This window comes from Streptomyces sp. NPDC046876 (genome assembly GCF_040645035.1).
Taxonomy (GTDB): domain Bacteria; phylum Actinomycetota; class Actinomycetes; order Streptomycetales; family Streptomycetaceae; genus Streptomyces.
The window spans coordinates 1-22,591 of the sequence record NZ_JBEYXK010000067.1; the positions used below are offsets into that span (position 1 = coordinate 1).

General features: G+C 72.8%; 17 protein-coding genes. 8 read left to right on the forward strand and 9 right to left on the reverse strand.

The window, feature by feature from the left end:
- The first annotated feature begins 192 nt into the window (after positions 1-192).
- Positions 193-1,254, forward strand: coding sequence for a DUF916 domain-containing protein (locus ABZ924_RS27310; protein ID WP_361915092.1), 1,062 nt, complete (start codon positions 193-195; stop codon positions 1,252-1,254).
- A 102-nt stretch (positions 1,255-1,356) separates the two neighbouring features.
- Here ABZ924_RS27310 and ABZ924_RS27315 read toward each other — a convergent pair whose 3' ends face one another.
- From ABZ924_RS27315 to iolC, 4 genes are read right to left on the reverse strand one after another with little or no spacing between them, the layout of a single operon-like run.
- The gene (locus tag ABZ924_RS27315; protein ID WP_361915094.1) at positions 1,357-2,856 is read right to left on the reverse strand and encodes a CoA-acylating methylmalonate-semialdehyde dehydrogenase; all 1,500 of its coding nucleotides are present in this window, start codon (positions 2,854-2,856) and stop codon (positions 1,357-1,359) included.
- Positions 2,857-2,869: 13 nt separating this feature from the next.
- Positions 2,870-4,756, reverse strand: coding sequence for a 3D-(3,5/4)-trihydroxycyclohexane-1,2-dione acylhydrolase (decyclizing) (gene iolD, locus ABZ924_RS27320; RefSeq protein ID WP_361915097.1), 1,887 nt, complete (start codon positions 4,754-4,756; stop codon positions 2,870-2,872).
- On the reverse strand, positions 4,753-5,835 hold the full coding sequence (gene iolB / locus ABZ924_RS27325) for a 5-deoxy-glucuronate isomerase (protein WP_361915174.1): 1,083 nt from the start codon (positions 5,833-5,835) through the stop codon (positions 4,753-4,755). Before iolB ends, iolD begins: the two co-directional genes overlap by 4 nt.
- Positions 5,835-6,773, reverse strand: coding sequence for a 5-dehydro-2-deoxygluconokinase (gene iolC / locus ABZ924_RS27330; RefSeq protein WP_361915100.1), 939 nt, complete (start codon positions 6,771-6,773; stop codon positions 5,835-5,837). The genes iolB and iolC overlap by 1 nt, the downstream gene beginning before the upstream one ends.
- 62 nt (positions 6,774-6,835) lie before the next feature.
- Between iolC and ABZ924_RS27335 the strand changes: the two genes are divergently transcribed.
- The 5 genes from ABZ924_RS27335 (at position 6,836) to ABZ924_RS27355 (ending at position 12,274) form a co-directional block, all read left to right on the forward strand.
- Positions 6,836-7,750, forward strand: a complete 915-nt coding sequence (locus ABZ924_RS27335) for a sugar phosphate isomerase/epimerase (protein ID WP_361915103.1) — start codon at positions 6,836-6,838, stop codon at positions 7,748-7,750.
- A gap of 19 nt (positions 7,751-7,769) precedes the next feature.
- Positions 7,770-8,780 carry a Gfo/Idh/MocA family oxidoreductase gene (locus tag ABZ924_RS27340; RefSeq protein ID WP_361915106.1) on the forward strand — a complete coding sequence of 337 codons (1,011 nt, stop codon included), beginning with the start codon at positions 7,770-7,772 and terminating at the stop codon, positions 8,778-8,780.
- Positions 8,781-9,246: 466 nt separating this feature from the next.
- Positions 9,247-9,447, forward strand: a complete 201-nt coding sequence (locus ABZ924_RS27345) for a MerR family transcriptional regulator (RefSeq protein ID WP_361915109.1) — start codon at positions 9,247-9,249, stop codon at positions 9,445-9,447.
- Positions 9,448-9,608: 161 nt separating this feature from the next.
- Positions 9,609-9,845 carry a heavy-metal-associated domain-containing protein gene (locus ABZ924_RS27350; protein ID WP_361915112.1) on the forward strand — a complete coding sequence of 79 codons (237 nt, stop codon included), beginning with the start codon at positions 9,609-9,611 and terminating at the stop codon, positions 9,843-9,845.
- 89 nt (positions 9,846-9,934) lie between these two features.
- Positions 9,935-12,274: a heavy metal translocating P-type ATPase gene (locus ABZ924_RS27355; protein WP_361915115.1), complete on the forward strand. Its 2,340-nt coding sequence runs from the start codon at positions 9,935-9,937 to the stop codon at positions 12,272-12,274.
- Positions 12,275-12,656: 382 nt separating this feature from the next.
- Here ABZ924_RS27355 and ABZ924_RS27360 read toward each other — a convergent pair whose 3' ends face one another.
- The 3 genes from ABZ924_RS27360 to ABZ924_RS27370 form a co-directional block, all read right to left on the reverse strand.
- Positions 12,657-13,946 (reverse strand): citrate synthase, encoded by a 1,290-nt coding sequence (locus tag ABZ924_RS27360; RefSeq protein ID WP_361915118.1) that lies wholly within the window; start codon positions 13,944-13,946, stop codon positions 12,657-12,659.
- A 167-nt stretch (positions 13,947-14,113) separates the two neighbouring features.
- Positions 14,114-16,357: an ATP-dependent RecD-like DNA helicase gene (locus tag ABZ924_RS27365; protein WP_361915121.1), complete on the reverse strand. Its 2,244-nt coding sequence runs from the start codon at positions 16,355-16,357 to the stop codon at positions 14,114-14,116.
- A 235-nt stretch (positions 16,358-16,592) separates the two neighbouring features.
- The gene (locus ABZ924_RS27370) at positions 16,593-17,495 is read right to left on the reverse strand and encodes an EamA family transporter (RefSeq protein WP_361915124.1); all 903 of its coding nucleotides are present in this window, start codon (positions 17,493-17,495) and stop codon (positions 16,593-16,595) included.
- 112 nt (positions 17,496-17,607) lie between these two features.
- Between ABZ924_RS27370 and ABZ924_RS27375 the strand changes: the two genes are divergently transcribed.
- Both ABZ924_RS27375 and ABZ924_RS27380 read left to right on the forward strand, forming a co-directional pair.
- Entirely contained in the window at positions 17,608-18,564 is a 957-nt protein-coding gene (locus tag ABZ924_RS27375) for a LysR substrate-binding domain-containing protein (RefSeq protein ID WP_361915127.1), read from the forward strand.
- 10 nt (positions 18,565-18,574) lie between these two features.
- Complete coding sequence (locus ABZ924_RS27380; protein WP_361915130.1) at positions 18,575-20,458, forward strand: glycoside hydrolase family 3 N-terminal domain-containing protein; 1,884 nt, start codon at positions 18,575-18,577, stop codon at positions 20,456-20,458.
- A gap of 72 nt (positions 20,459-20,530) precedes the next feature.
- Here ABZ924_RS27380 and ABZ924_RS27385 read toward each other — a convergent pair whose 3' ends face one another.
- Positions 20,531-21,994: a S28 family serine protease gene (locus ABZ924_RS27385; protein WP_361915133.1), complete on the reverse strand. Its 1,464-nt coding sequence runs from the start codon at positions 21,992-21,994 to the stop codon at positions 20,531-20,533.
- An 85-nt stretch (positions 21,995-22,079) separates the two neighbouring features.
- Positions 22,080-22,436, reverse strand: coding sequence for a hypothetical protein (locus ABZ924_RS27390; RefSeq protein WP_361915136.1), 357 nt, complete (start codon positions 22,434-22,436; stop codon positions 22,080-22,082).
- Positions 22,437-22,591: the final 155 nt, after the last annotated feature.

The following is a 22,591-nucleotide window of genomic DNA, read 5'->3' on the forward strand; positions in this document are numbered from 1 at the left end:
TCCATATATAGTCACAAACACCCCCCTTCCTGTGCGTTAGAAGCTCTCCCCCTGCCCCGCCGCCCCGGCCCGCCCCACCCCCGGGCCCGCCCCCCGCCCCCCCCCCCCCAGCACCACCCCTCGCCGTTCCGCCGCGCCTGCGCCCGCTCCCGCTGCCGCTCCCCCTCACCCGCGCCGACTGGAGAACCGCCCATGCGCTCCCGCCTCCGCACCCGCACGCCTGCGTACGGCCCGCTCCTCGCCCTGCTCCTCCTCGTGGCGGCGCTGCTCGCGCCGGCCGCCCCGGCCGCGGCCGCGGACAACGGCACCTGGGCGGTGTTCCCCACGCCCGCCGCGGGCGCCGCGATGACGGACCGGGCGTACTTCTTCCACCAGGGCGCGGCCGGGACCACCGTCACCGACAGCGTGACGATCCTGAATTCCTCCGACCGGGAGCTGACGTTCCAGGTTTTCGCCACCGACGCCGTGAACACCCCGGCGGGCGGCGCGTTCGCCCTGCTCCCGGTGGAGCGCAAGCCCGTCGGGGTGGGGGCGTGGACCGCGCTGGGGCCGCAGGCCGCGTCCACGGTGACGGTGCCGCCCAAGGGCCGTACGGACATCCCCTTCACCGTGAAGGTGCCCGCGGACGCCACTCCCGGCGACCACGTCGGCGGGATCGTCGCCCTCAACACCGCTGTGGAGGGCATCCGACAGGAGGGCAAGGTCCAGGTCGGGGTGAAGCGGCAGGTCGGCGCCCGGCTGTACGTGCGGGTGCCGGGGCCGCTCGCGCCGGGACTCAGCGTGGAGGACGTGGAGGTCAGCCGGTCGGCGCCGATGCTGCCGTGGATCGGAACGGCCCGCGCCACGGTGTCGTACGCGCTGGTCAACCGCGGCAACGTGGTGCTCGAGCCGAAGGTGGCGGTGCGGGCCGAGGGGTTGTTCGGCCGTACGGTGCTGGACCGGCCGGCCCGCGAGCAGAAGGTGGTGCTGCTGCCGGGCCAGCGGATCGAGCTGGCCGAGCCGTGGCCGGACGCCCCGCAGCTGGATCGCGTCACCGTGCGGGTCTCGGCGACCGCAACGGCCTACCCCGACCTGGCGACCCGGTCCGAGACGACCTTCCTCGCAGTCCCCTGGGCGGCCCTCGCCGCCCTCCTGCTCCTCACGGCAGCCGCCCTCGCCGCCCTGGCCGTGCGCCGCCGCCGGCGCACGGCCACCACCTCGGACCCGGGCACCGACCACGACGAGGCCACTGCGGACCTGGCCCCGACCCGCTGACCCGGCCGCGCACCCCGCTCCGGCAGGGCCCGGACACGGCGAACCCCCGGCCGGTGAGGGTGGGCCGGGGGTCGCTGGTTCTCAGGGGGTGCCGCGGGGGGGTCAGTGGTTGCGGGGGAAGCCCAGGTCCACGCCCGCGTGGTCCTCCGACGGGTCCGGCCAGCGGGTCGTGACGACCTTGCCCCGGGTGTAGAAGTGGATGCCGTCGTTGCCGTAGATGTGGTGGTCGCCGAAGAGCGAGTCCTTCCAGCCGCCGAAGGAGTGGTAGCCCACCGGCACCGGGATCGGCACGTTCACGCCGACCATGCCCGCCTCGATCTCCAGCTGGAAGCGGCGGGCGGCGCCGCCGTCGCGGGTGAAGATCGCCGTGCCGTTGCCGAACGGCGAGGCGTTGATGAGGGCGACGCCCTCCTCGTAGGTCTCGGCGCGCAGCACGCACAGGACCGGGCCGAAGATCTCGTCGCGGTAGGCGTCGGAGTCGGTCTTGACGTGGTCGAGCAGGGACAGGCCGATCCAGTGGCCGTTCTCGTGGCCGTCGACCGTGTAGCCGGTGCCGTCCAGGACGACCTCCGCGCCCTGGTCGGCGGCGCCCTTGACGTACGAGGCGACCTTGTCGCGGTGGGCGGCGGTGATCAGCGGGCCCATCTCGGACGTCGGGTCGTTGCCGGGGCCGATCTTGATCTTCTCGGCGCGCTCGCGGATCTTCTCGACGAGGGCGTCGCCGATCGCGCCGACCGCGACGACGGCGGAGATCGCCATGCAGCGCTCGCCGGCCGAGCCGTAGGCCGCCGAGACGGCCGCGTCGGCGGCGGCGTCCAGGTCGGCGTCCGGCAGCACCAGCATGTGGTTCTTGGCGCCGCCCAGCGCCTGGACGCGCTTGCCGTTCGCGGAGGCGGTGGTGTGGATGTGGCGGGCGATCGGGGTGGAGCCGACGAAGGACACGGCCGCGACGTCCGGGTGGGAGAGCAGGGCGTCGACGGCGACCTTGTCGCCGTGCACCACGTTCAGCACGCCGGCCGGCAGCCCGGCCTCGGTGGCCAGCTCGGCCAGCTTGTTGGCGGCGGAGGGGTCCTTCTCGCTCGGCTTGAGGACGAAGGTGTTGCCGCAGGCGATGGCCAGCGGGAACATCCACATCGGGACCATCGCCGGGAAGTTGAACGGGGTGATGCCCGCGACCACGCCCAGCGGCTGGCGGATGGCGGCCACGTCCACGCGGTTCGACACCGACGTCGACAGCTCGCCCTTGAGCTGGGTGGTGATCCCGCAGGCCAGCTCGACGATCTCCAGGCCGCGCGCGACCTCGCCCAGCGCGTCCGAGTGCACCTTGCCGTGCTCGGCGGTGATCAGCTCGGCGATGGCGTCGCGGTTCGCGTCCAGCAGCGCACGGTAGGCGAAGAGCACCTTGGTGCGGGCCGCCAGCGAGGACTGGCCCCAGGTCAGGTACGCCTCCTTGGCGACCTGCACCGCCGCGTCGACCTCGTCGGCGGAGGCGAGGGCGACCTGCGTGGTGACCTCACCGGTGGCCGGATCGGTGACCGGGCCGTAGTTGCCCGACGCGCCCTCGACGGTCTTGCCACCGATCCAGTGGTTGACGGTCTTCATTGCCTTTGCTCCTTCACAGATGGCGACGTCGCTGAGCGGCTTGCCGGTCGTACTCCTCGCGGGCCCCGACCGCAGCCGTACGGGTCGCGGTCTCGGCCACAGGAACATCCCACCACGCCTGTGCCGGGGGTGGGCCCGACACAGTGTCGGGTGTTCGGGTCTGTGCGTAGACACATGTGGGACGGTCCGCCTCCCGCGCCTCCGCCAGGGCTTTGCGCAGGTCACCGACGGTGCGGGTGCGGATCACGGCCATCCCGAGGGAGGCCGCGTTGGCCGCCAGGTCCACGGGCAGGGGCGGTCCGGTGTACGAGCCGTCGCCCGCCCGGAAGCGGTACGCGGTCCCGAAGCCCTCCCCGCCCACGGCCCCCGACAGGCCGCCGATGGAGGCGTAGCCGTGGTTGTCCACGATCACCACCTTGATCGGGACGCCCTCCTGCACGGCGGTGACGATCTCGGTGGGGTTCATCAGGTACGTCCCGTCGCCGACCAGCGCCCACACGGGCCGGTCCGGGGCGGCGAGGGCGGTGCCGAGGGCGGCGGGGATCTCGTAGCCCATGCAGGAGTACCCGTACTCCACGTGGTACTGGTCGGCCGAGCGGGAGCGCCACAGCTTGTGCAGGTCGCCGGGGAGCGAGCCGGCCGCGTTGATCAGGATGTCGCCGGCGTCGACCAGGCCGTCCAGCAGGCCGAGCAGCTGCGCCTGGGTGGGCGGCTCGTCCTCCTCCTCGCGGGCGACGGCGTAGGCGCGGTCGACCCGCTCCTCCCAGCCGGCCTTGGCCCGCCGGTACGCCGCCTCGTACGCGGGATCGACCCGGTGCCCGGCGAGGGCGGTGCGGAGCTCCTCCAGCGTCTCGCGGGCATCGGCGACCAGCGGGCGGGCGGCCAGTTTGTGGGCGTCGTACGGGTCGAGGTTGAGGCCGATGAACCGGACCGCCGGGTTCTGGAACAGGGTCGCGGAGGCGGTGGTGAAGTCCGTCAGCCGGGTCCCGGCGGCGACCACCAGGTCGGCGCCGCGGGCCAGCCCGTCGGCGGTGGCGGTGCCGGTGTGCCCGATGCCGCCGACGTCGGCGGGGTGGTCGTACGGGAGGGAGCCTTTGCCCGCCTGGGTGGAGGCGACGGGGATGCCGGTGGACTCGGCGAACGCCGCCAGGGCGGCCTGGGCCCCGCTGTGCCGGATGCCGCCGCCGGCGATGACGAGGGGGCGGGTCGCCGCGCGTACCGCCTCGGCGGCGTGGGCGAGCTCGTCCCGGTCCGGGCGGGGCCGGCGGATGCCCCAGACGCGCTCGGCGAAGAACTCCTCCGGCCAGTCGTACGCCTCCGCCTGTACGTCCTGCGGCAGGGCCAGGGTCACCGCCCCCGTCTGCACCGGGTCGGCGAGCACCCGCATGGCCTGGAGGGCCGCCGGGATCAGGGCCTCGGGGCGGGTGATCCGGTCGAAGTGGCGGGAGACCGGCCGGAGCGTGTCGTTGACGGAGACGTCGCCCGCGTACGGCACCTCCAGCTGCTGCAGGACGGGGTCGGCGGGCCGGGTGGCGAAGGCGTCGCCGGGCAGCAGGAGGACGGGGATCCGGTTGATGGTGGCGAGGGCCGCGCCGGTGACCAGGTTGGTGGCGCCGGGGCCGATGGAGGTGGTGACGGCGTGCGCGGAGAGCCGGCCGCTCTGGCGGGCGAAGCCGACGGCGGCGTGCACCATCGCCTGCTCGTTGCGGCCCTGGAGGAACGGCATGTCGGCCCGGCCGGTCTCCAGGAGGGCCTGGCCGATGCCGGCGACGTTGCCGTGGCCGAAGATCCCCCAGGTCGCGGCGATCAGGCGGTGGCGGCGGCCGTCGCGCTCGGTGTACTGGCGGGCCAGGAAGCGGATGAGGGCCTGGGCGACCGTGAGCCGCGTCGTGTGCCTCATCGGGGGCCGTCCTTCGGGTCGTGGTGCTGGTGTTGGTGCTGGTGGTGTGCCTGGTCGTAGAACGGGAGTCTGGGGTCCACCGGCTGGGTGGGCCAGGTGGTGCGGATCCAGTGGTGGTCGGGGTGGTCGCGGATCAGCCACTCGCGGTTCGGGTCGGGGCCGGCCATCACGTTCAGGTAGTACATGTCGTGTCCCGGGGCGGCGATGGACGGGCCGTGCCAGCCGTCCGGGATGAGCACCGCGTCCCCGGTCCTCACCTCGGTGAGGATGTCGGTCTTCCCGGCCGGGGACGGGCTGACACGCTGGTAGCCGAGGCCGGGCGTGTCCCCGTGCGGGGCGATCTCGAAGTAGTAGACCTCCTCCAGGCGGGACTCCCGGCCCGGGTGGTGCTCGTCGTGCTTGTGGGGCGGGTACGAGGACCAGTTGCCGCCGGGGGTCAGCACCTCCACCGCGATCAGGCGGTCGCAGGGGAAGGCGTCCGCGGCCGCGAAGTTGTTGACCTGGCGGGAGCAGGGGCCGGCGCCGCGGAGTTCCACCGGGATCTCGTTCGCCGGTCCGTAGCGGGGCGGGAGGGTGCGGGTGCATGCCGCGCCGGCCAGGGCGAAGCGGCCGCCCTGCGGGGCGGTGATGCGGGTTCGGCTGGCGCGGGGGAGGTAGGCGAAGTCGCTGAGCGCGGCGAAGACGGAGGTCCGGCCGTGCAGTTCGAAGGTGACCGGGCCGACCGTGGTCGGCTGCCCTGCGGGGCTCTCCCCCACCCCGCCCTTCCCCGAAACCGGGGCTTGCGGCCCCGGCCGCCGCTGGTGGTCGGGCGCTGCGCGCCCGCCCGCTTCGGGGGCTCCGCCCCCGGCCCCCCGGTCCTCAAACGCCGGACGGGCTGGACTTTCAGCCTCGCCGGCGTTTGAGGCGCGGGGGTTTGGGGGCGGAGCCCCCAACGCGGAATCCGGGGTGCATTCCACCACCGCAGGGCCCTGGAGCGGGAGGACGATCCACTCGCAGACGCCCGCCTCGTGGGTGTACGACTCCCCCGCCGCCAGGGTCAGGACGTGCAGGCGGGCGTGCGGAAGGACGTGCGGCGTCATCAGCGGCATGTCAGGGTCTCCTCGATCTCCGCGGCGAACGGCATCGCCGAGCTGCATGCCAGGCGGGAGGCGACGATGGCTCCGGCGGCGTTCGCGTAGCGGAGGATCCGCGGGAGGTCCCAGCCCGCCAGGAGGCCGTGGCACAGGGCGCCGCCGAACGCATCGCCGGCGCCCAGGCCGTTGACGACCTCCACCGGGACCGGGGCGGCCTCCGCCGACGTGCCGTCGCGCCGCACGGCCAGGACGCCGTCGGGGCCCCGCTTGACCACGGCCAGTTCGACCCCGGCCGCGAGGAGGGCCCGCGCCGCCGCACGGGGGTCGGACTCCCCCGTTGCGACCTCGCACTCCTGCGCGTTGCCGACGGCCACCGTGGCCAGGGACAGGGCTGCCGCGTAGTGCTTCGCCGGGTCCTCGCGCCACAGCATCGGGCGCCAGTCCAGGTCGAAGACGGTGGTTCCGGCCTTCGCGCGGGCCTCCAGCGCGGCCAGGGTCGCGGTCCGGCTCGGCTCCTCGCTCAGGCCGGTGCCCGTCATCCACAGGATGCGGGCCCCACGGACCGCGTCCAGGTCCAGTTCGTCGGCGCGGATCTCCAGGTCGGGGGCCTTCGGCAGGCGGTAGAAGTACAGGGGGAAGTCGTCCGGGGGGAAGATCTCGCAGAAGGTGAGGGGGGTGGGATGGTCGGGATCCTCGCCCAGCCAGCGGGTGTCCACCCCGAACTCCCCCAGCTGCGCGCGCAGGTACGCGCCGAAGGGGTCGGCGCCGGTCTTGCTGATCAGGGCCGTGCGGCGGCCGAGGCGGGCCGCCGCGACGGCCACGTTCGCCGGCGAGCCGCCGAGGAACTTCCCGAAGGTGTCCGCCTCGGCCAGCCGTACGCCGGTTCTCAGCGGGTAGAGATCCACCCCGATGCGTCCCATGGTGATCAGGTCGAACACAGGCAAGTCCTCCCACTCGTCCCGCTCGTCACACTCGTCCCGCTCGTCTCGCACCCTAAGGTGGCGTCATGAGGTCCTCCCCGCCCGAGCTGACCCGTATCCGCATCGGTTCGGCCCCGGACTCCTGGGGTGTCTGGTTCCCGGACGATCCGCTGCAGACCCCCTGGGAGCGTTTCCTCGACGAGGTCGCCGACTGCGGGTACGAGTGGATCGAGCTCGGCCCGTACGGCTACCTGCCCACCGATCCGGTCCGGCTGGCCGAGGAGACCGCCAAGCGGGGCCTGCGGGTCAGTGCCGGCACCGTGTTCACCGGACTCCATCACGGGCCCGCGGTCTGGGCGGGCACCTGGGAGCACGTGTCGCGGATCGCGGAGCTGGCCCGGGACACGGGCGCGGCCCACCTGGTGGTCATCCCCTCCTTCTGGCGGGACGACAAGACCGGCGCGGTGCTGGAGGACCGGACCCTGAGCCCCGCGCAATGGCGTGAACTGACCGCCCAGACCGAGCGGCTGGGCCGCGAGGTGCGGGAGCGGTACGGGCTGCGGATCGTCGTCCACCCGCACGCCGACACGCACCTCGACACCCCGCAGAACGTGGCCCGCTTCCTGGACGCCACCGACCCCGACCTGGTCTCCCTCTGCCTCGACACCGGGCACTACGCCTACTGCGGCGGCGACAGCGTCGAGGCCATCGAGACCTTCGGGGAGCGGATCGGCTACCTGCACCTGAAGCAGGTCGACCCGCGGATCCTCGCCGAAGTCGTCGCCGAACAGGTGCCGTTCGGGCCGGCCGTGGCCCGGGGGGTGATGTGCGAGCCGCCGGCGGGGGTGCCCGCGCTGGAGCCGGTGCTCGCGGCCGCGCAGCGGCTCGGGGTGGACCTCTTCGCGATCGTGGAGCAGGACATGTACCCGTGTCCGCCCGACCGGCCGCTGCCCATCGCCCGCCGCACCCGCGCCTATCTGCGGTCCTGCGGCGCCCGCTGACCCCCAGGAGGAGTACGACGTGAGCACGCTCGGGATCGCCGTCATCGGCGCGGGGAAGATGGGCGCCGACCACGCCCGCCGGATCGGGCGGACGGTCGGCGGGGCGCGGGTGGTGGCCGTGGCCGACCCGGACGGGGACAGGGCCAAGGAGGTCGCGGCGGGCCTGGAGGGGGCGGTGGCCCACACGGATGCGGCGGCCGCGCTGGCCGCGCCCGGGGTCGAAGCCGTACTGATCGCCTCGCCCGGCCCGGCGCACGAGGAGGCGATCGGGCAGGCCCTGGAGCGGGGGCTGCCGGTGCTGTGCGAGAAGCCGCTGACCCCGGACACCGCGGGGGCGCTGCGGGTGCTGGAGGCGGAGCAGCGGCTGGGCCGGCGCCTGGTGCAGGTGGGGTTCATGCGGCGCCACGATGCGGAGTACGAGGAGCTGAAGGGGCTGCTGGATGCGGGCGGCATCGGCCGGCCGCTGTTCCTGCACTGCCGGCACCGCAACGCCGCCTCGCCGTCCTTCTTCACCAGCGACATGCTGATCGGCGATTCGGTGGTGCACGAGGTCGACGCGGCCCGCTGGCTGCTGGGGCAGGAGGTCACGGCGGTGTCGGTGTTCTCCCCCACCCCGAGCGCGGCGGCCCCGGAGGGGCTGCGCGATCCCCGGTTCGTCCTGCTGGAGACCTCCGGCGGGGCACTCGTCGACGTGGAGATCTTCGTCAACTGCGGCTTCGGCTACGAGGTGCGGTGCGAGGCCGTCGGCGAGGGCGGGAGTGCCGAGATCGGGGGCGGCGCGGCGATGGCCGTGCGCAGCGCGGGGCGGCGGTACGAGGCGATCGCGCAGGACTTCACCGTCCGGTTCGCCGATGCGTACGACCGCCAGCTGCGCCGGTGGGTGGCCGCGGCCGCGCAGGGCGGGGTGGCGGGGCCCGACGCCTGGGACGGCTATGCGGCGGCGGCCGTCTGCGAGGCGGGGCTGAAGGCGGCGCACACCGGGGTGCGGACCGCCGTGGAGCTGGTGGAGCGGCCGGCCCTGTACCGCTAGTGCTGCGACCGGAAAGGTTCACCGGGTCGCGACGCTCCCCCAGCTACCGCTGGGAGGTGCCCCCAGGCACGGCACCTCGCCGCGTTGTCGGACCTCGCAGGTACGTCCAGTACGAGCCGAGGCCCTCCGCCTTGCGATGCACCGCACCGGACGCCGCGACCCGGCAAACCTTTCCGGCCACAGCACTAGCCGCTCCCGGCCGCTTGGAGCCCGGCCGCGGGATTCCGAACCCCGCCGACACCTGAGACCCCTGCGACCCCTGTGCCGTTCGCGTCACAGGGGTCGCTTTCGTGTCACGCATGTCGCCGTGACGCGGGTTGCGGGTCACAGGCATGCGACAACCCCCTCCGACGCCGTCACACTCCGTCGTTCTCCGGGCACACCCCGACTGATCGTTTGAGGTCCACGCGCCGGCTCCCCGACGGCCTCCCGGCCGGCCCGCCACGTGGACGAGGAGGTGTCATCGATGAGCGACGGACAGCTGTGGTCGTACAAGGAGATCGCCGCCCACATCGGCATCCAGCCCGACTCGGTGCGCTCGTACCGCAAGCACGGGCTGCTGCCGCCCCCCGACCACGTGGAGGGCGGCAAGCCGTACTGGTACGCCGACACGATCCGCACCTGGGTGGCCAACCGGCCCGGCAACCGGGGCCGGCACCTCGACTGAGCGGGCCCGTCGATCGCGCCGCCGCGCGAGAAACCGAAAAGGGGGCGAAGACACTCGCTTTCATACCCCCAGGGGGTATAGTCTTCCGAGTGTCGGGAGGACGGTGGAGTGACAGCCTCCTTCCGGCAGCACCCGGACGGACCCCTGAAGAGGAGAACGACATGACCGCCGAGACGGACACCCAGACCACCACCGTCTACCGCGTGACCGGCATGACCTGCGGCCACTGCGAGGGTGCGGTGACCACCGAGCTGTCCGCCCTGCCGGGCGTCACCTCGGTCAAGGCCGTCGCCGCGACCGGCGAGGTCACCGTGGTCTCCGCCGCCCCGCTCGCCGAGGACGACGTCCGCGCCGCCGTGGACGAGGCGGGCTACGAGTTCGCCGGCCTCGCCGCCTGAGCCCCCTCTCCTCACGCAGCACCCGAACCGGGCCGTACCCCCAGCTCATACTGGTCCCGTACGGCCCGGATCCCCCTTGGAGCCGGATCATGAGCATGAGCACGAGCAGCAGCACGGCGCACGACGGACCCATAGCGGCGCCGGCCCCGGCAGCGGCGGCCCCCACGGCGGCGGCCCCCGCCGGCGCCGCCGAGGTAGAGCTGGCGATCGGCGGGATGACCTGCGCCTCCTGCGCGGCCCGCATCGAGAAGAAGCTGAACCGGATGGACGGGGTCAGCGCCACGGTGAACTACGCCACCGAGAAGGCGCGGGTCACCTACGGCGCCGGCGTCGAGGTAGCCGACCTGATCGCCACCGTGGTGAAGACCGGCTACACCGCCGAGGAGCCCCCGCCGCCGCAGCCGGAACCGGAGCTTTCGCCGCCGTCGGGTGCGGGCGGGGTGCAGGAGCCCGTACGCGACCCCGAGACGGCCGCGCTGCGACAGCGGCTGCTGGTCTCCGCCGTGCTCGCCCTGCCCGTCGTCCTGCTCTCGATGGTCCCGGCCCTGCAGTTCGACAACTGGCAGTGGCTCTCGCTCACCCTGGCCGCCCCCGTGGTGGTCTGGGGCGCCCTGCCCTTCCACCGGGCCGCCTGGACCAACGCCCGGCACGGCGCGGCCACCATGGACACCCTGGTCTCGGTCGGCACGCTCGCCGCCTTCGCCTGGTCCCTGTGGGCCCTGTTCTTCGGCCACGCCGGCATGCCCGGCATGCGGCACGGCTTCGGCCTCACCATCTCCCGCACCGACGGCTCCTCCGCCATCTACCTGGAGGTCGCCGCCGGCGTCGTCAGCTTCATCCTGCTCGGCCGCTACCTCGAGGCCCGCTCCAAGCGGAAGGCGGGCGCCGCGCTGAAGGCGCTGCTGGAGCTCGGCGCCAAGGACGTGGCCGTCCTGCGCGAGGGCCGCGAGGTGCGCATCCCGGTGTCCGCCCTCGTGGTCGGAGACCGCTTCGTCGTCCGGCCCGGCGAGAAGATCGCCACCGACGGCACGGTCGTCGAGGGCAGCTCCGCCGTGGACGCCTCCATGCTGACCGGCGAGTCGGTCCCGGTCGAGGTCGCCGTCGGCGACGCGGTCACCGGGGCCACCGTCAACGCTTCCGGCCGCCTCGTCGTCGAGGCCACCCGGATCGGCGCCGACACCCAGCTGGCCCGGATGGCCCGGCTCGTCGAGGAGGCGCAGAACGGCAAGGCCGAGGTGCAGCGGCTCGCCGACCGGATCTCCGGCGTCTTCGTCCCGGTGGTCCTGGCCCTGGCGTTCGGCACCTGGGTCACCTGGCTGCTGATCACCGACGACCCCACCGCCGCCTTCACCGCCGCCGTGGCCGTACTGATCATCGCCTGCCCCTGCGCCCTGGGCCTGGCCACGCCGACCGCGCTCATGGTCGGCACCGGGCGGGGCGCCCAGCTCGGCATCCTGATCAAGGGCCCGGAGGTCCTGGAGTCCACCCGCCGCGTCGACACCGTCGTCCTCGACAAGACCGGCACGGTCACCACCGGCCGGATGGCGCTGGACGGCGTGCACACCGCCCCCGGCACCGACGAGGCGGAGCTGCTGCGCCTCGCGGGCTCCCTGGAGCACGCCTCGGAGCACCCCATCGCCCGGGCGATCGCCGCCGGGGCCGTGGAGCGGGCCGGCTCCCTGCCGGTCCCGGAGTCCTTCCACAACCTCGCCGGGCTCGGCGTGCAGGGCGTCGTCGACGGGCACGCCGTCCTGGTGGGGCGCGAGCAGCTGCTGGCCGACTGGTCGATCGCCCTGCCCGAGGGGCTCGCCGAGGCCAAGGCGGCCGCCGAGGCCGCCGGCAGCACTGCCGTCCTGGTCGCCTGGGACGGGGAGGCCCGCGGCGTCCTGACCGTGGCCGACGCGGTCAAGGAGACCAGCGCCGAGGCCGTGTCCCGGCTGCGGGCGCTCGGCCTGACCCCGGTCCTGCTGACCGGCGACAACCGGGCCGTGGCCGAGACGGTGGCCCGCGAGGTGGGGATCGACGAGGTGATCGCCGAGGTGCTCCCGCAGGACAAGGTGGACGTCGTACGCCGCCTGCAGGCGCAGGGCCGTACGGTCGCCATGGTCGGCGACGGGGTCAACGACGCAGCGGCGCTGGCCCAGGCCGACCTGGGCCTGGCCATGGGAACCGGAACCGACGCGGCCATCGAGGCGGGCGACCTCACCCTCGTACGGGGCGACCTGCGGGTGGCGGCGGACGCGATCCGGCTCTCGCGCCGGACCCTCGCCACGATCAAGGGCAACCTGTTTTGGGCCTTCGGCTACAACGTGGCGGCGCTCCCGCTCGCCGCGGCCGGGCTGCTCAACCCGATGATTGCGGGGGCCGCGATGGCGTTCTCCTCTGTTTTCGTGGTCACCAACAGCCTGCGGTTGCGATCCTTCCGGTAGGGGAGTCCCTCCTCACACTGCGCACACTTCCTTCACAGGAGACGCAGATCACAGCGATCGCAACGTAACCATCGGGCCCTGCAGTGGGTCTAATGGGGCGATGCCGAGAACGTCTTGGGGGACGTTCGCGGGGGTCTTGGGGGACATCCGTGGCATCAGCCGGCCGGGACGCGTGCCCAACGGGGTGCTTTGAGCGGCCCTCCCGACCCGTACGGGTCCCGGCAGACACCCAACCGGAGGGCGCGGCGCGCCCTCCTCGCCGACGCCCCGGCTCGGATCCCGTGGGGGGAATCCGGTGCCGGGGAAAAGGAAAGCGCCCCGTCCGTCGACCCGTGGGGGGATCGACGGCGGGGCGCTTTTCGCGTGCTCGGGGCCGCTACGGTCAGCGGGCCTCGACCGGGACGAAGTCGCGCTCGACGACGCCGGTGTAGATCTGGCGCGGGCGGCCGATGCGGGAACCCGGCTCCTTGATCATCTCGTGCCACTGGGCGATCCAGCCGGGCAGGCGGCCGAGCGCGAAGAGCACGGTGAACATCTCGGTCGGGAAGCCCATGGCGCGGTAGATCAGACCCGTGTAGAAGTCCACGTTCGGGTACAGGTTGCGCTGGATGAAGTAGTCGTCGGAGAGGGCGTGCTCCTCGAGCTTCAGGGCGATGTCGAGCAGCTCGTCGGACTTGCCGAGGGCCGACAGGACGTCGTGCGCCGCCGCCTTGATGATCTTCGCGCGCGGGTCGAAGCTCTTGTAGACGCGGTGGCCGAAGCCCATCAGGCGGACGCCGTCCTCCTTGTTCTTCACCTTGCGGATGAAGGAGTCCACGTCGCCGCCGTTGGCCTGGATGCCTTCCAGCATCTCCAGGACGGACTGGTTGGCGCCGCCGTGCAGCGGGCCCCACAGGGCGGAGATGCCGGCGGAGATCGAGGCGAACATGTTCGCCTGCGAGGAGCCGACCAGGCGGACGGTGGAGGTCGAGCAGTTCTGCTCGTGGTCCGCGTGCAGGATCAGCAGCTTGTCGAGCGCGGAGACCACGACCGGGTCGAGCTCGTACTCCTGGGCCGGCACGGAGAAGGTCATGCGCAGGAAGTTCTCGACGTAGCCGAGGTCGTTGCGCGGGTAGACGACCGGGTGGCCGACCGACTTCTTGTACGCGTAGGCCGCGATCGTCGGGAGCTTGGCCAGCAGGCGGATCGTCGAGAGGTGGCGCTGCTTCTCGTCGAACGGGTTGTGGCTGTCCTGGTAGAACGTGGACAGCGCGCTGACCACGGAGGACAGCATCGCCATCGGGTGCGCGTCGCGCGGGAAGCCGTCGTAGAACCGCTTGACGTCCTCGTGCAGCAGCGTGTGCTGGGTGATCTCGTTGCGGAACGACGCGAGCTGGTCGACGGTCGGCAGCTCACCGTTGATCAGCAGGTAGGCGACCTCGATGAAGGTCGAGCGCTCCGCCAGCTGCTCGATCGGGTAGCCGCGGTAGCGCAGGATGCCCTGCTCACCGTCGAGGTAGGTGATCGCGGACTTGTAGGCGGCGGTGTTGCCGTAGCCGCTGTCCAAGGTGACGAGCCCGGTCTGGGCCCTCAGCTTCGAGATGTCGAAGCCCTGGTCACCGACGGTGCTCTCGACCACCGGGTAGGTGTATTCACCGTCCGCGTACCGGAGTACTACAGAGTTGTCGCTCACGTCATCCCTCACCGACGTAGTGCCTCTTCTTCGAGGTGCCCTGACTTCCTCTACCTTCCCCCATTTGGCGCAGGAGAGTGCACTCGGGGTCGGCGTTAGGCATTTTCGACGGCACTGAGTGCCGTCAACCTGCTTATCCTGCCCCCTCCGCGCCGAAAGCGGAAACCCTAGGTCAGGTTTCCCACCGGTATGCGGCCGGACAGCCTAGGGGCGACCGCCGTGAACCTCCTGCCTGCGGAAACGGTACGCACCGCCTGACCCAGTGCTTTGCGTGACCCGACGAGGACGACCAGTTTCTTGGCCCTGGTCACCGCCGTGTAGAGCAGGTTGCGCTGGAGCATCATCCAAGCCCCGGTGGTGACGGGGATCACGACCGCCGGGTATTCACTCCCCTGGGAGCGGTGGATGGTGACGGCATACGCATGGGCCAGCTCGTCCAGCTCCGCGAATTCGTACCCGACCTCCTCATCCTCCTCCGTGCGCACGGTGAGGCGCTGTTCGTCCAGGTCAAGGGCGGTGACCACGCCGACCGTGCCGTTGAAGACGCCGTTCGCGCCCTTCTCGTAGTTGTTCCGGATCTGGGTGACCTTGTCGCCCACGCGGAAGACGCGGCCGCCGAATCGCTTCTCGGGCAGGTTCGGCCGGGCGGGGGTGATGGCCTGCTGGAGCAGGCCGTTGAGGTTCCCCGCGCCGGCGGGACCGCGGTGCATGGGGGCGAGCACCTGGATGTCGCGGCGCGGGTCGAGGCCGAACCTGGCCGGAATCCGCCGGGCGGCCACGTCGACGGCGAGCCGGCCGGCCTCCTCGGTGTCCTCCTCGGCGAAGAGGAAGAAGTCCGGCAGCCCGTCGGTCAGCGGCGGCAGGCCCGTGTTGATGCGGTGGGCGTTGGTGACCACGCCCGACTGCTGGGCCTGCCGAAAGATCCGGGTGAGGCGGACGGCGGGAACGGGGCTGCCCTCGGTGAGCAGGTCCCGCAGCACCTCCCCGGCGCCGACGGACGGCAGCTGGTCCACGTCCCCGACCAGCAGCAGGTGTGCACCCGGTGCCACCGCCTTGACGAGCTTGTTCGCGAGCAGCAGGTCCAGCATGGAGGCCTCGTCGACCACGACCAGGTCCGCGTCCAGCGGCCGGTCCCGGTCGTAGGCCGCGTCCCCGCCAGGCTTGAGCTCCAGCAGCCGGTGCACGGTGGAGGCCTCGGCCCCGGTGAGCTCGGACAGCCGTTTCGCGGCCCGGCCGGTGGGCGCGGCCAGCACCACCTTGGCCTTCTTCGCCCGCGCCAGCTCCACGATCGAGCGGACGGTGAAGGACTTCCCGCAGCCCGGGCCGCCGGTGAGGACTGCGACCTTCCGGGTGAGGGCGAGGCGGACCGCGTCGCGCTGCTCGGGCGCCAGCTCGGCGCCGGTGCGCCCGGCCAGCCAGCCCAGCGCCCGGTCCCAGTCCACGTCCTGGAAGGACGGCATCCGGTCGTCCTCGGCGTGCAGCAGCCGGCGCAGCTGGCCCACGAGCGACAGCTCGGCCCGGTGGAAGGGCACCAGGTACACGGCGGTGAGCGGCGGCCCGCCCTGCGGATCGGGCACGGACTCCCGTACGACGCCCTCGGGGTCGGCGGCGAGCTCGGCCAGGCACTCGATGACCAGGCCGGTGTCGACCTGGAGCATCTTGACCCCGTCGGCGATCAGCCGCTCCTCGGGCAGGAAGCAGTGGCCCTGGTCGGTGGACTGGGACAGGGCGTACTGCAGGCCCGCCTTGACCCGCTCGGGGCTGTCGTGCGGGATGCCGACGGCCTGGGCGATCCGGTCGGCGGTGAGGAAGCCGATGCCCCAGACGTCGGCGGCGAGCCGGTACGGCTGGTTCTTCACCACCGAGATGGAGGCGTCGGCGTACTTCTTGTAGATGCGGACGGCGATGGAGGTGGAGACGCCGACGCCCTGGAGGAAGACCATGACCTCCTTGATGGCCTTCTGCTCCTCCCAGGCGGCGCCGATCAGCTTCGTCCGCTTGGGGCCGAGGCCGGGCACCTCGATCAGCCGCTTCGGCTCGGCCTCGATCACGTCGAGCGTGTCGGTGCCGAAGTGCTCGACGATCCGGTCGGCGATCCTCGGGCCGATGCCCTTGATCAGGCCGGAGCCGAGGTAGCGCCGGATGCCCTGGATCGTCGCGGGGAGCACGGTGCGGTAGTTCTCCACCGTGAACTGGCGGCCGTACTGCGGGTGGGAGCCCCAGCGGCCCTCCATGCGCAGCGATTCGCCGGGCTGGGCCCCGAGGAGGGATCCCACGACCGTGAGCAGATCGCCGCTGCCACGGCCGGTGTCGACGCGGGCGACCGTGTAGCCGCTCTCCTCGTTGGCGTAGGTGATGCGCTCGAGCACCCCCTCCACCACTGCCTGTTGCACCGCCCCGTTGGTTGCCATGGCACGACGTTACCGCCCGGCTCCGACAGCCCCGCAGGCCTGTGGACAACCGCGTCGGGCAAGGTGTCGGGCAGGCCGTCGGACAACGAGAAGGGGGCCCGGCCTCGCGGCCGGACCCCCTCACGGTTACCCCTCCCGTGCCGGACTTCCCGATCCCCCCAGATCCTCCCCCGGAAGTGCCGACGCACCATACGACCCCCGTACGCGCTCCGGGGTTGCACACCGAATCGGAACTTTACGTTTCCATTACTCGGGCCGTACGGCCGCCGACCGGGGCCGCCCTGCGCGCGGGCGTCAGCGAGGTCAGGGCCACCCCGCCCACCAGCAGCAGCGCGGCGAGCCAGCGCAGCCCGGAGACCTGTTCGCCGAGGACCAGCGCCGCGGAGGACATCCCGAACACCGGTACGAGCAGCGAGAAGGGTGCGACGGACGAGGCCGGGTAGCGCCGCAGCAGGTACCCCCAGGCGCCGAACCCGAAGACGGTGGACACCCAGGCGACGTACCCGATCACGGCCGCCCCGGACCAGTCCAGGCCCCGCAGCGCGGCCAGGTCCCGCTCGGGCCCCTCCAGCAGCAGCGACAGCCCGAACAGCGGCAGCACCGGCACGGTGCACACCCAGACCATGAAGTTCAGCGCGTCGGGCGGGGCCGCCCTGCGGGTCAGCACGTTGGACACGCCCCAGCAGGCGGCGGCCGCCACGACCAGCGTGAAGCCGAGCACCGGCCCGGAGGCACCGCTGTCGGCGGCGGCGACGGCGATCCCGGCGAGCGCCACGCCCATGCCGGCCAGCCGCACCCGGCCCGGCCGCTCGCGCAGCGCCACGGCCGCGAAGACGGCGGTGAAGACGGCCTGGACCTGCAGCACCAGGGAGGACAGCCCGGCCGGCATCCCGGCGGCCATGCCCGTGAACAGCAGCCCGAACTTGGCGATGCCCAGGGCCGCTCCGACCCCGAGGACCCACTTCCAGGCGACCTTGGGCCTGCCGACGAAGAACACGGCGGGCAGCGCGGCGGCGAGGAAGCGCAGGGCGGACAGCAGCAGCGGCGGGAAGTGGCCCAGCCCGATCTGGATGACGACGAAGTTGAACCCCCAGACGGCGGCGACGAGTACGGCGAGAGCGGTGTGAACGGGACGCATGCCTCGAGCATCGGCGCCGAGAACCATGTAGCACCAGCGCGGATTCCTTCCGGGATGGATGAAGCAACCCTTACGCATGGACGCGCTCCCCCGCGTGTCTACGATGGGCCGCATGCTCGACCTCTCCCGGCTGCGCGCCCTGTACGCCGTCTCCGTCCACGGGTCGGTCGCCGCCGCCGCGTCCGCCCTCGGCTACACCCCCTCGGCCGTCTCGCAGCAGATCTCCAAGCTGGAGCGCGAGACCCGCACCACGCTGCTGGAGCGGCGCGGGCGCGGGGTCGCACTGACCGAGGAGGCCTGGCACCTGGCCCGTACGGCACGGGAGTTGCTGGCGATCGTGGAGCGCGCCGAGACCACCCTGGAGGAGCGCCGCGGACAGCCGGGCGGCCTGCTGACCGTGGCCGCCTTCGCCTCGGCGGCGCGCGGGCTGCTGCCGGGCGTGCTGGCCGACCTGGCGCGCCGCCATCCCGCCCTCGACGTACGCCTGACGGAGGTCGACCCGCACCTGTCGGTGGACCTGGTGGCCCGCGGCGTCACCGACCTGGCGGTGGCCCACGACTGGGACATCGCCCCGCTGCCGGCCCCCGAGGGCGTGGAGCACGCGGTGATCGGCGACGACCGCTGCGACCTGGTCGTGCCCGAGGGGCACCCGTTCACCCGGCGCACGGTGATCCGCCGCGCCGACCTCGGGGGCCAGCGCTGGGTGTGCCAGCCGCCCGGCCGGGTCTGCCACGACTGGCTGGTCCGCACGCTGCGCGCGGCCGGGTTCGAGCCCGACCTCGTCCATGTGGCGGAGGAGAACCACACCATCGTCGCGCTGGTCGCGGCCGGGCTCGGGGTGGCCGTCGTACCCCGCCTCGGGACGGGCGGGCTGCCGCCGGGGGCGGTGGCCGTACCGCTTGAACCGGGCCCCGTGCGCCGGCTGTACGCGCTGTGGCGGACCGGGGCGGCCCGCCGGCCGGCGATCACCGAGGCCGTGCGGACCCTCCAGGAGCACTGGGAGGGCGCAGCGGTCCGTCCGGGGGACCCCGCCCGTGTCCTCGGCGCCGGGGGCGCACAGGGGGCGTAGGGTCCGGCGGGTGCCGTACCACGCCTCCCGCCGGTCCCTGCTCACCGCAGCCGCCGTGGCCGCCGTCACGGCCGCCGGGGCGGTCTCCTACGCCCTGGGCGCCTTCTCCGACGACCCTGCCCGCCCCGCCCGCTCCCCCGGCCCCGGCCCGGGCCCGGGCGGCGACAGCCGCCCGGGCAGCCCTCCGCCCGGCGGACGCGGCCCCGGCCCGTCGCCCGACCTGGCGCAGCTGCGCCGCGTGGTGGCCGGGATGAGCCTGACCGAGCAGGTCGGACAGCTCTTCGTGTCCCGCGTGTTCGGGCATTCGGCGACCGAGCCGGACGCGAAGGGCGCCGAGCGCAACCAGAAGCAGTTCGGGGTCCGCACGGCCGCCGAACTGGTCTCCCGCTACCACCTGGGCGGGATCATCCTGTTCTCCTGGGCCGACAACACCCGCGCCCCGCAGCAGGTCGCCGAGCTGTCCGCCGGCCTGCAGAAGGCGGCCGCGGGAACCGGTGCGGGCATCCCGCTGCTGCTCTCCATCGACCAGGAGCACGGGGCCGTGGCCCGCATCGGCAAGCCGGCGACGCTGCTGCCCGGGGCGATGGCCCTGGGGGCCCGCAGCGGCAAGGGATCCGCCACCGCAGAGGCCCGGCGCGCGGCGCGCATCGCGGGGACCGAGCTGGCCGCGATGGGGATCCGGCAGGACTACGCGCCGGTGGCCGACGTGAACGTCAACCCGGACAATCCGGTGATCGGCGTACGGTCCTTCGGCTCCGACCCGAAGGCGGTGGCCTCGCTGGTCGCAGCCCAGGTACGGGGCTACCAGGGCGCGGGGGTGGCCGCGACGGCCAAGCACTTCCCGGGCCACGGCGACACCGAGACCGACAGCCACGTCGGGCTGCCGGTGATGCAGCACACCCGGGCCCAGTGGGAGGAGCTGGACGAGCCGCCGTTCCGGGCGGCGGTGGAGGCGGGCGTGGACGCCGTGATGACGGCGCACATCGTCTTCCCCGCGCTCGACCCCTCGGGGGACCCGGCGACCCTCTCGCAGCCCATCGTCACCGGCATCCTGCGCGAACGCCTGGGCTTCCGGGGGGTGGTGGTCACCGACGCCCTGGACATGGCCGGGGTCCGGCAGAAGTACGGGGACGACCGGGTCCCGGTGCTGGCGCTGAAGGCGGGCTGCGACCAGTTGCTGAACCCGCCGGACCTGGACCTGGCGTTCCGCAGCGTGGTGAAGGCGGTGGAGTCGGGCGAGCTGTCGCAGACGCGGATCGCGGAGTCGGTGCTGCGGATCCTGGAACTGAAGGCCCGCCGCGGGCTGTTCGACCGCGACCAGACCCTGGCGGCGAAGGTCGACGGCGTGGTGGGGACGGCCTCGCACCTGGCCGCCGCCGACGAGATCGCGGCGGGTACGACGACCCTGCTGGCCAATCCGCGGAAGCTGCTGCCGATCGACCCCTCGAAGGGGCCGTCCCTGCTGGTCACCGGGAACGACGCCGCCTCCCCCAGCGGTACGACGGGCCCGCCGACCGTGGTCCTGGCGAAGGAGCTGACGGCGCTGGGCTGCAAGGCGACGGCGCTGCCGCCGGCCCGGGCGGTGGCCGCGGCCCCCGGTAACGCGGCCGTGCTGGTGTGCACGTACAACGTCGCGGAGGGCGAGGACGAGCAGCGCGATCTGGTCACGCAGCTGGTGGCCACCGGGGTGCCGGTGGTGCTGGTGGCGACCCGCAATCCGTACGACCCGGCCCGGCTGCCGACGTGTGCGGCGGAGCTGGCGACGTACTCCTGGACGGACGTGGAGATGCGGGCGGCGGCCCGGGTGGTCACCGGGGCGGCGCGGCCGTCGGGTCGGCTGCCGGTGGCGGTGCCCGACCGGTACCCGCTGGGCCACGGGCTGGCGTACGGCTGAGCGCGTACGCCGCCCGCGGCCCGGCGGGCGGGCCGGACCGGGAGGGCCGGGCCGGCCCGCAGGGCCCGGAGGCTACGGCCGCAGCTGCGGCTCGCGCTCCAGGTCCTTCTGGTCGAGCTGCGCGTCCGGCTTCGCCAGCGGCGCCGCGCGGCCCGCGTCGGCGACCGCGGCGGAGGGGGCGACCCCGGCCCACTGCAGGATCCGCTGCGTGGCCAGCGCCTTCTCGCCGTCCTGCAGCTTGGAGACGTTGGCCCCGTGGTTGGCGCCCGGCGCGATCATGACGTAGCTGTCGCGGGCGTTGTAGCCGATGTGGAACGGTTCGGCGCCCCAGGGGTCGTTCTGCCCGTAGACGAACAGCATCTGGTTCGCGTTGTTCTTCACCCAGTTGTCGACGTCGGCCATGACCCCCGGCTGGAAGGTCATCGGGATGTCGCGGGGCACGAAATTGCGCGGCGGCTGGTAGCCGTAGCGGCTCAGGCCCTTCAGGTGGGGCTGCTTGATGTCGGGCGAGCCGAGCTGGGTGCCCGCCTGGTAGTAGTACGGCGTGTACGTCTCCAGGCCCTGGTCGGCGTAGGCCGAGAAGCCGGAGATCGTGTCGACCGAGTCCCAGATCTGCTGGTCGGTGGCGGTGGCGGCGTCCGGGATCGAGCCGCAGTCGGACAGCAGGCTGTACTGCCAGAACGCCCACACGTAGTCGAGCACGACGGCCTCGTAGGCCTTGTCGAGGCTGCCGACGGTGTTGAAGGTCCAGCCGTTCTTGGCGGCGGCCTCCGCGTACTTGGCCTCCAGCGGCTCCCGCCGGACGAGGGCCTCGCGCTGGACGGCGTTCAGCTTGTCGCGGCACTCCTTGGTGCCGACCTTGCCGAAGAACCGGTCGTAGGCCGAGTCCTCCTTGTTGACGACGTCGTTCGGCGCGACGTACGCGACGACGCCGTCCATGTCCTTCGGGTAGTAGCGCTCGAAGTACGTGGCGGTCATGCCGCCCTTGCTGGCGCCCGTGGCGAGCCAGTTCTTGGTGTAGATCTTCTTCAGGGCGGTGAAGATGCGGTGCTGGTCGCTGGCCGCCTGCCAGATGTCCAGCTTCGACCAGTCGGCCGGGTCGGGGCGCGACGGATTGAAGAATCGATACTCCATCGACACCTGGTTGCCGTCGACGATCGTCGTCGGCTCGCTGCGGCGCGGGCTGGTGTTGACGTTGTACCCGGACGTGTAGAAGACCGTGGGCCGGGACTCGTCCTTGTGCAGCAGGGTGATGCGCTGCTTGAAGGTGCCCTTCGACGGCTGCCGGTGGTCGATCGGCTGCTCGTAGTTCAGGACGAAGAAGCGGTAGCCCGGGTACGGCTTCTCCTCGATCAGGCTCATGCCGGGAATCGCAAGGATCCGGTCCTTGATGTCCGTGGCGGCGCCCTGCCCTGCGGTGGTCGGCGCGGTGGCGGCCGGCTCTGCGGCGGTGGCCGCCTGAGCCGTCAAGCCGGCCGTGCCCATGGTGCCGATCAGCACCGCGACGGGCAGCAGCCGGCCAAGCGTCTTGCGCATTCACCCTCCCCTTGAGTTCACTGTGGTCGCCCGTGAACCTAGCGGGGTCAACGCGCCGCTGACCAGACCCAGTTGGGACGAGACGTCAGCACAGGATCCAGCCGGATTCCACGGAATCCACCCCGATGCTCCCCTTTACATACACGCACCGGTTGATCGCGCCGACGACGACAGGTCCGGCATAACGGGTGAATTGCCCCGCATCGCCGACGGGGACCCCGCCACGCGGCTGAATGCTCACCGCCATCGGGCGGCGCAGCCCCGGCTCGCGGGCGAACGTCGCCGCGCAGGCCTGGGCGCGGCTCTTGTACACGCGCACCTCGCCGGAGCCCGAGCCGGAACCCAGTGGCAGCGACTTGACCAGCTGTCCGCCGCAGCCGCCGGTCGCGGCCCGGGCGGGCGGCGCCGCCAGCATCCCCGACAGGCACAGCGTCAGCACCACGGCCGACACGGCCGCACGGGCGGCCCCCCGGCCGCGCCCCTTCCCTCCGGACAAAACCCCACCCCCCCGATCCCCCGTACGTCATGCGTACGCACGTACGACGCACAGACCCCCCGGAAGGTTGCATAAAGCAAGATCCGGGGGGTCCGGGACGG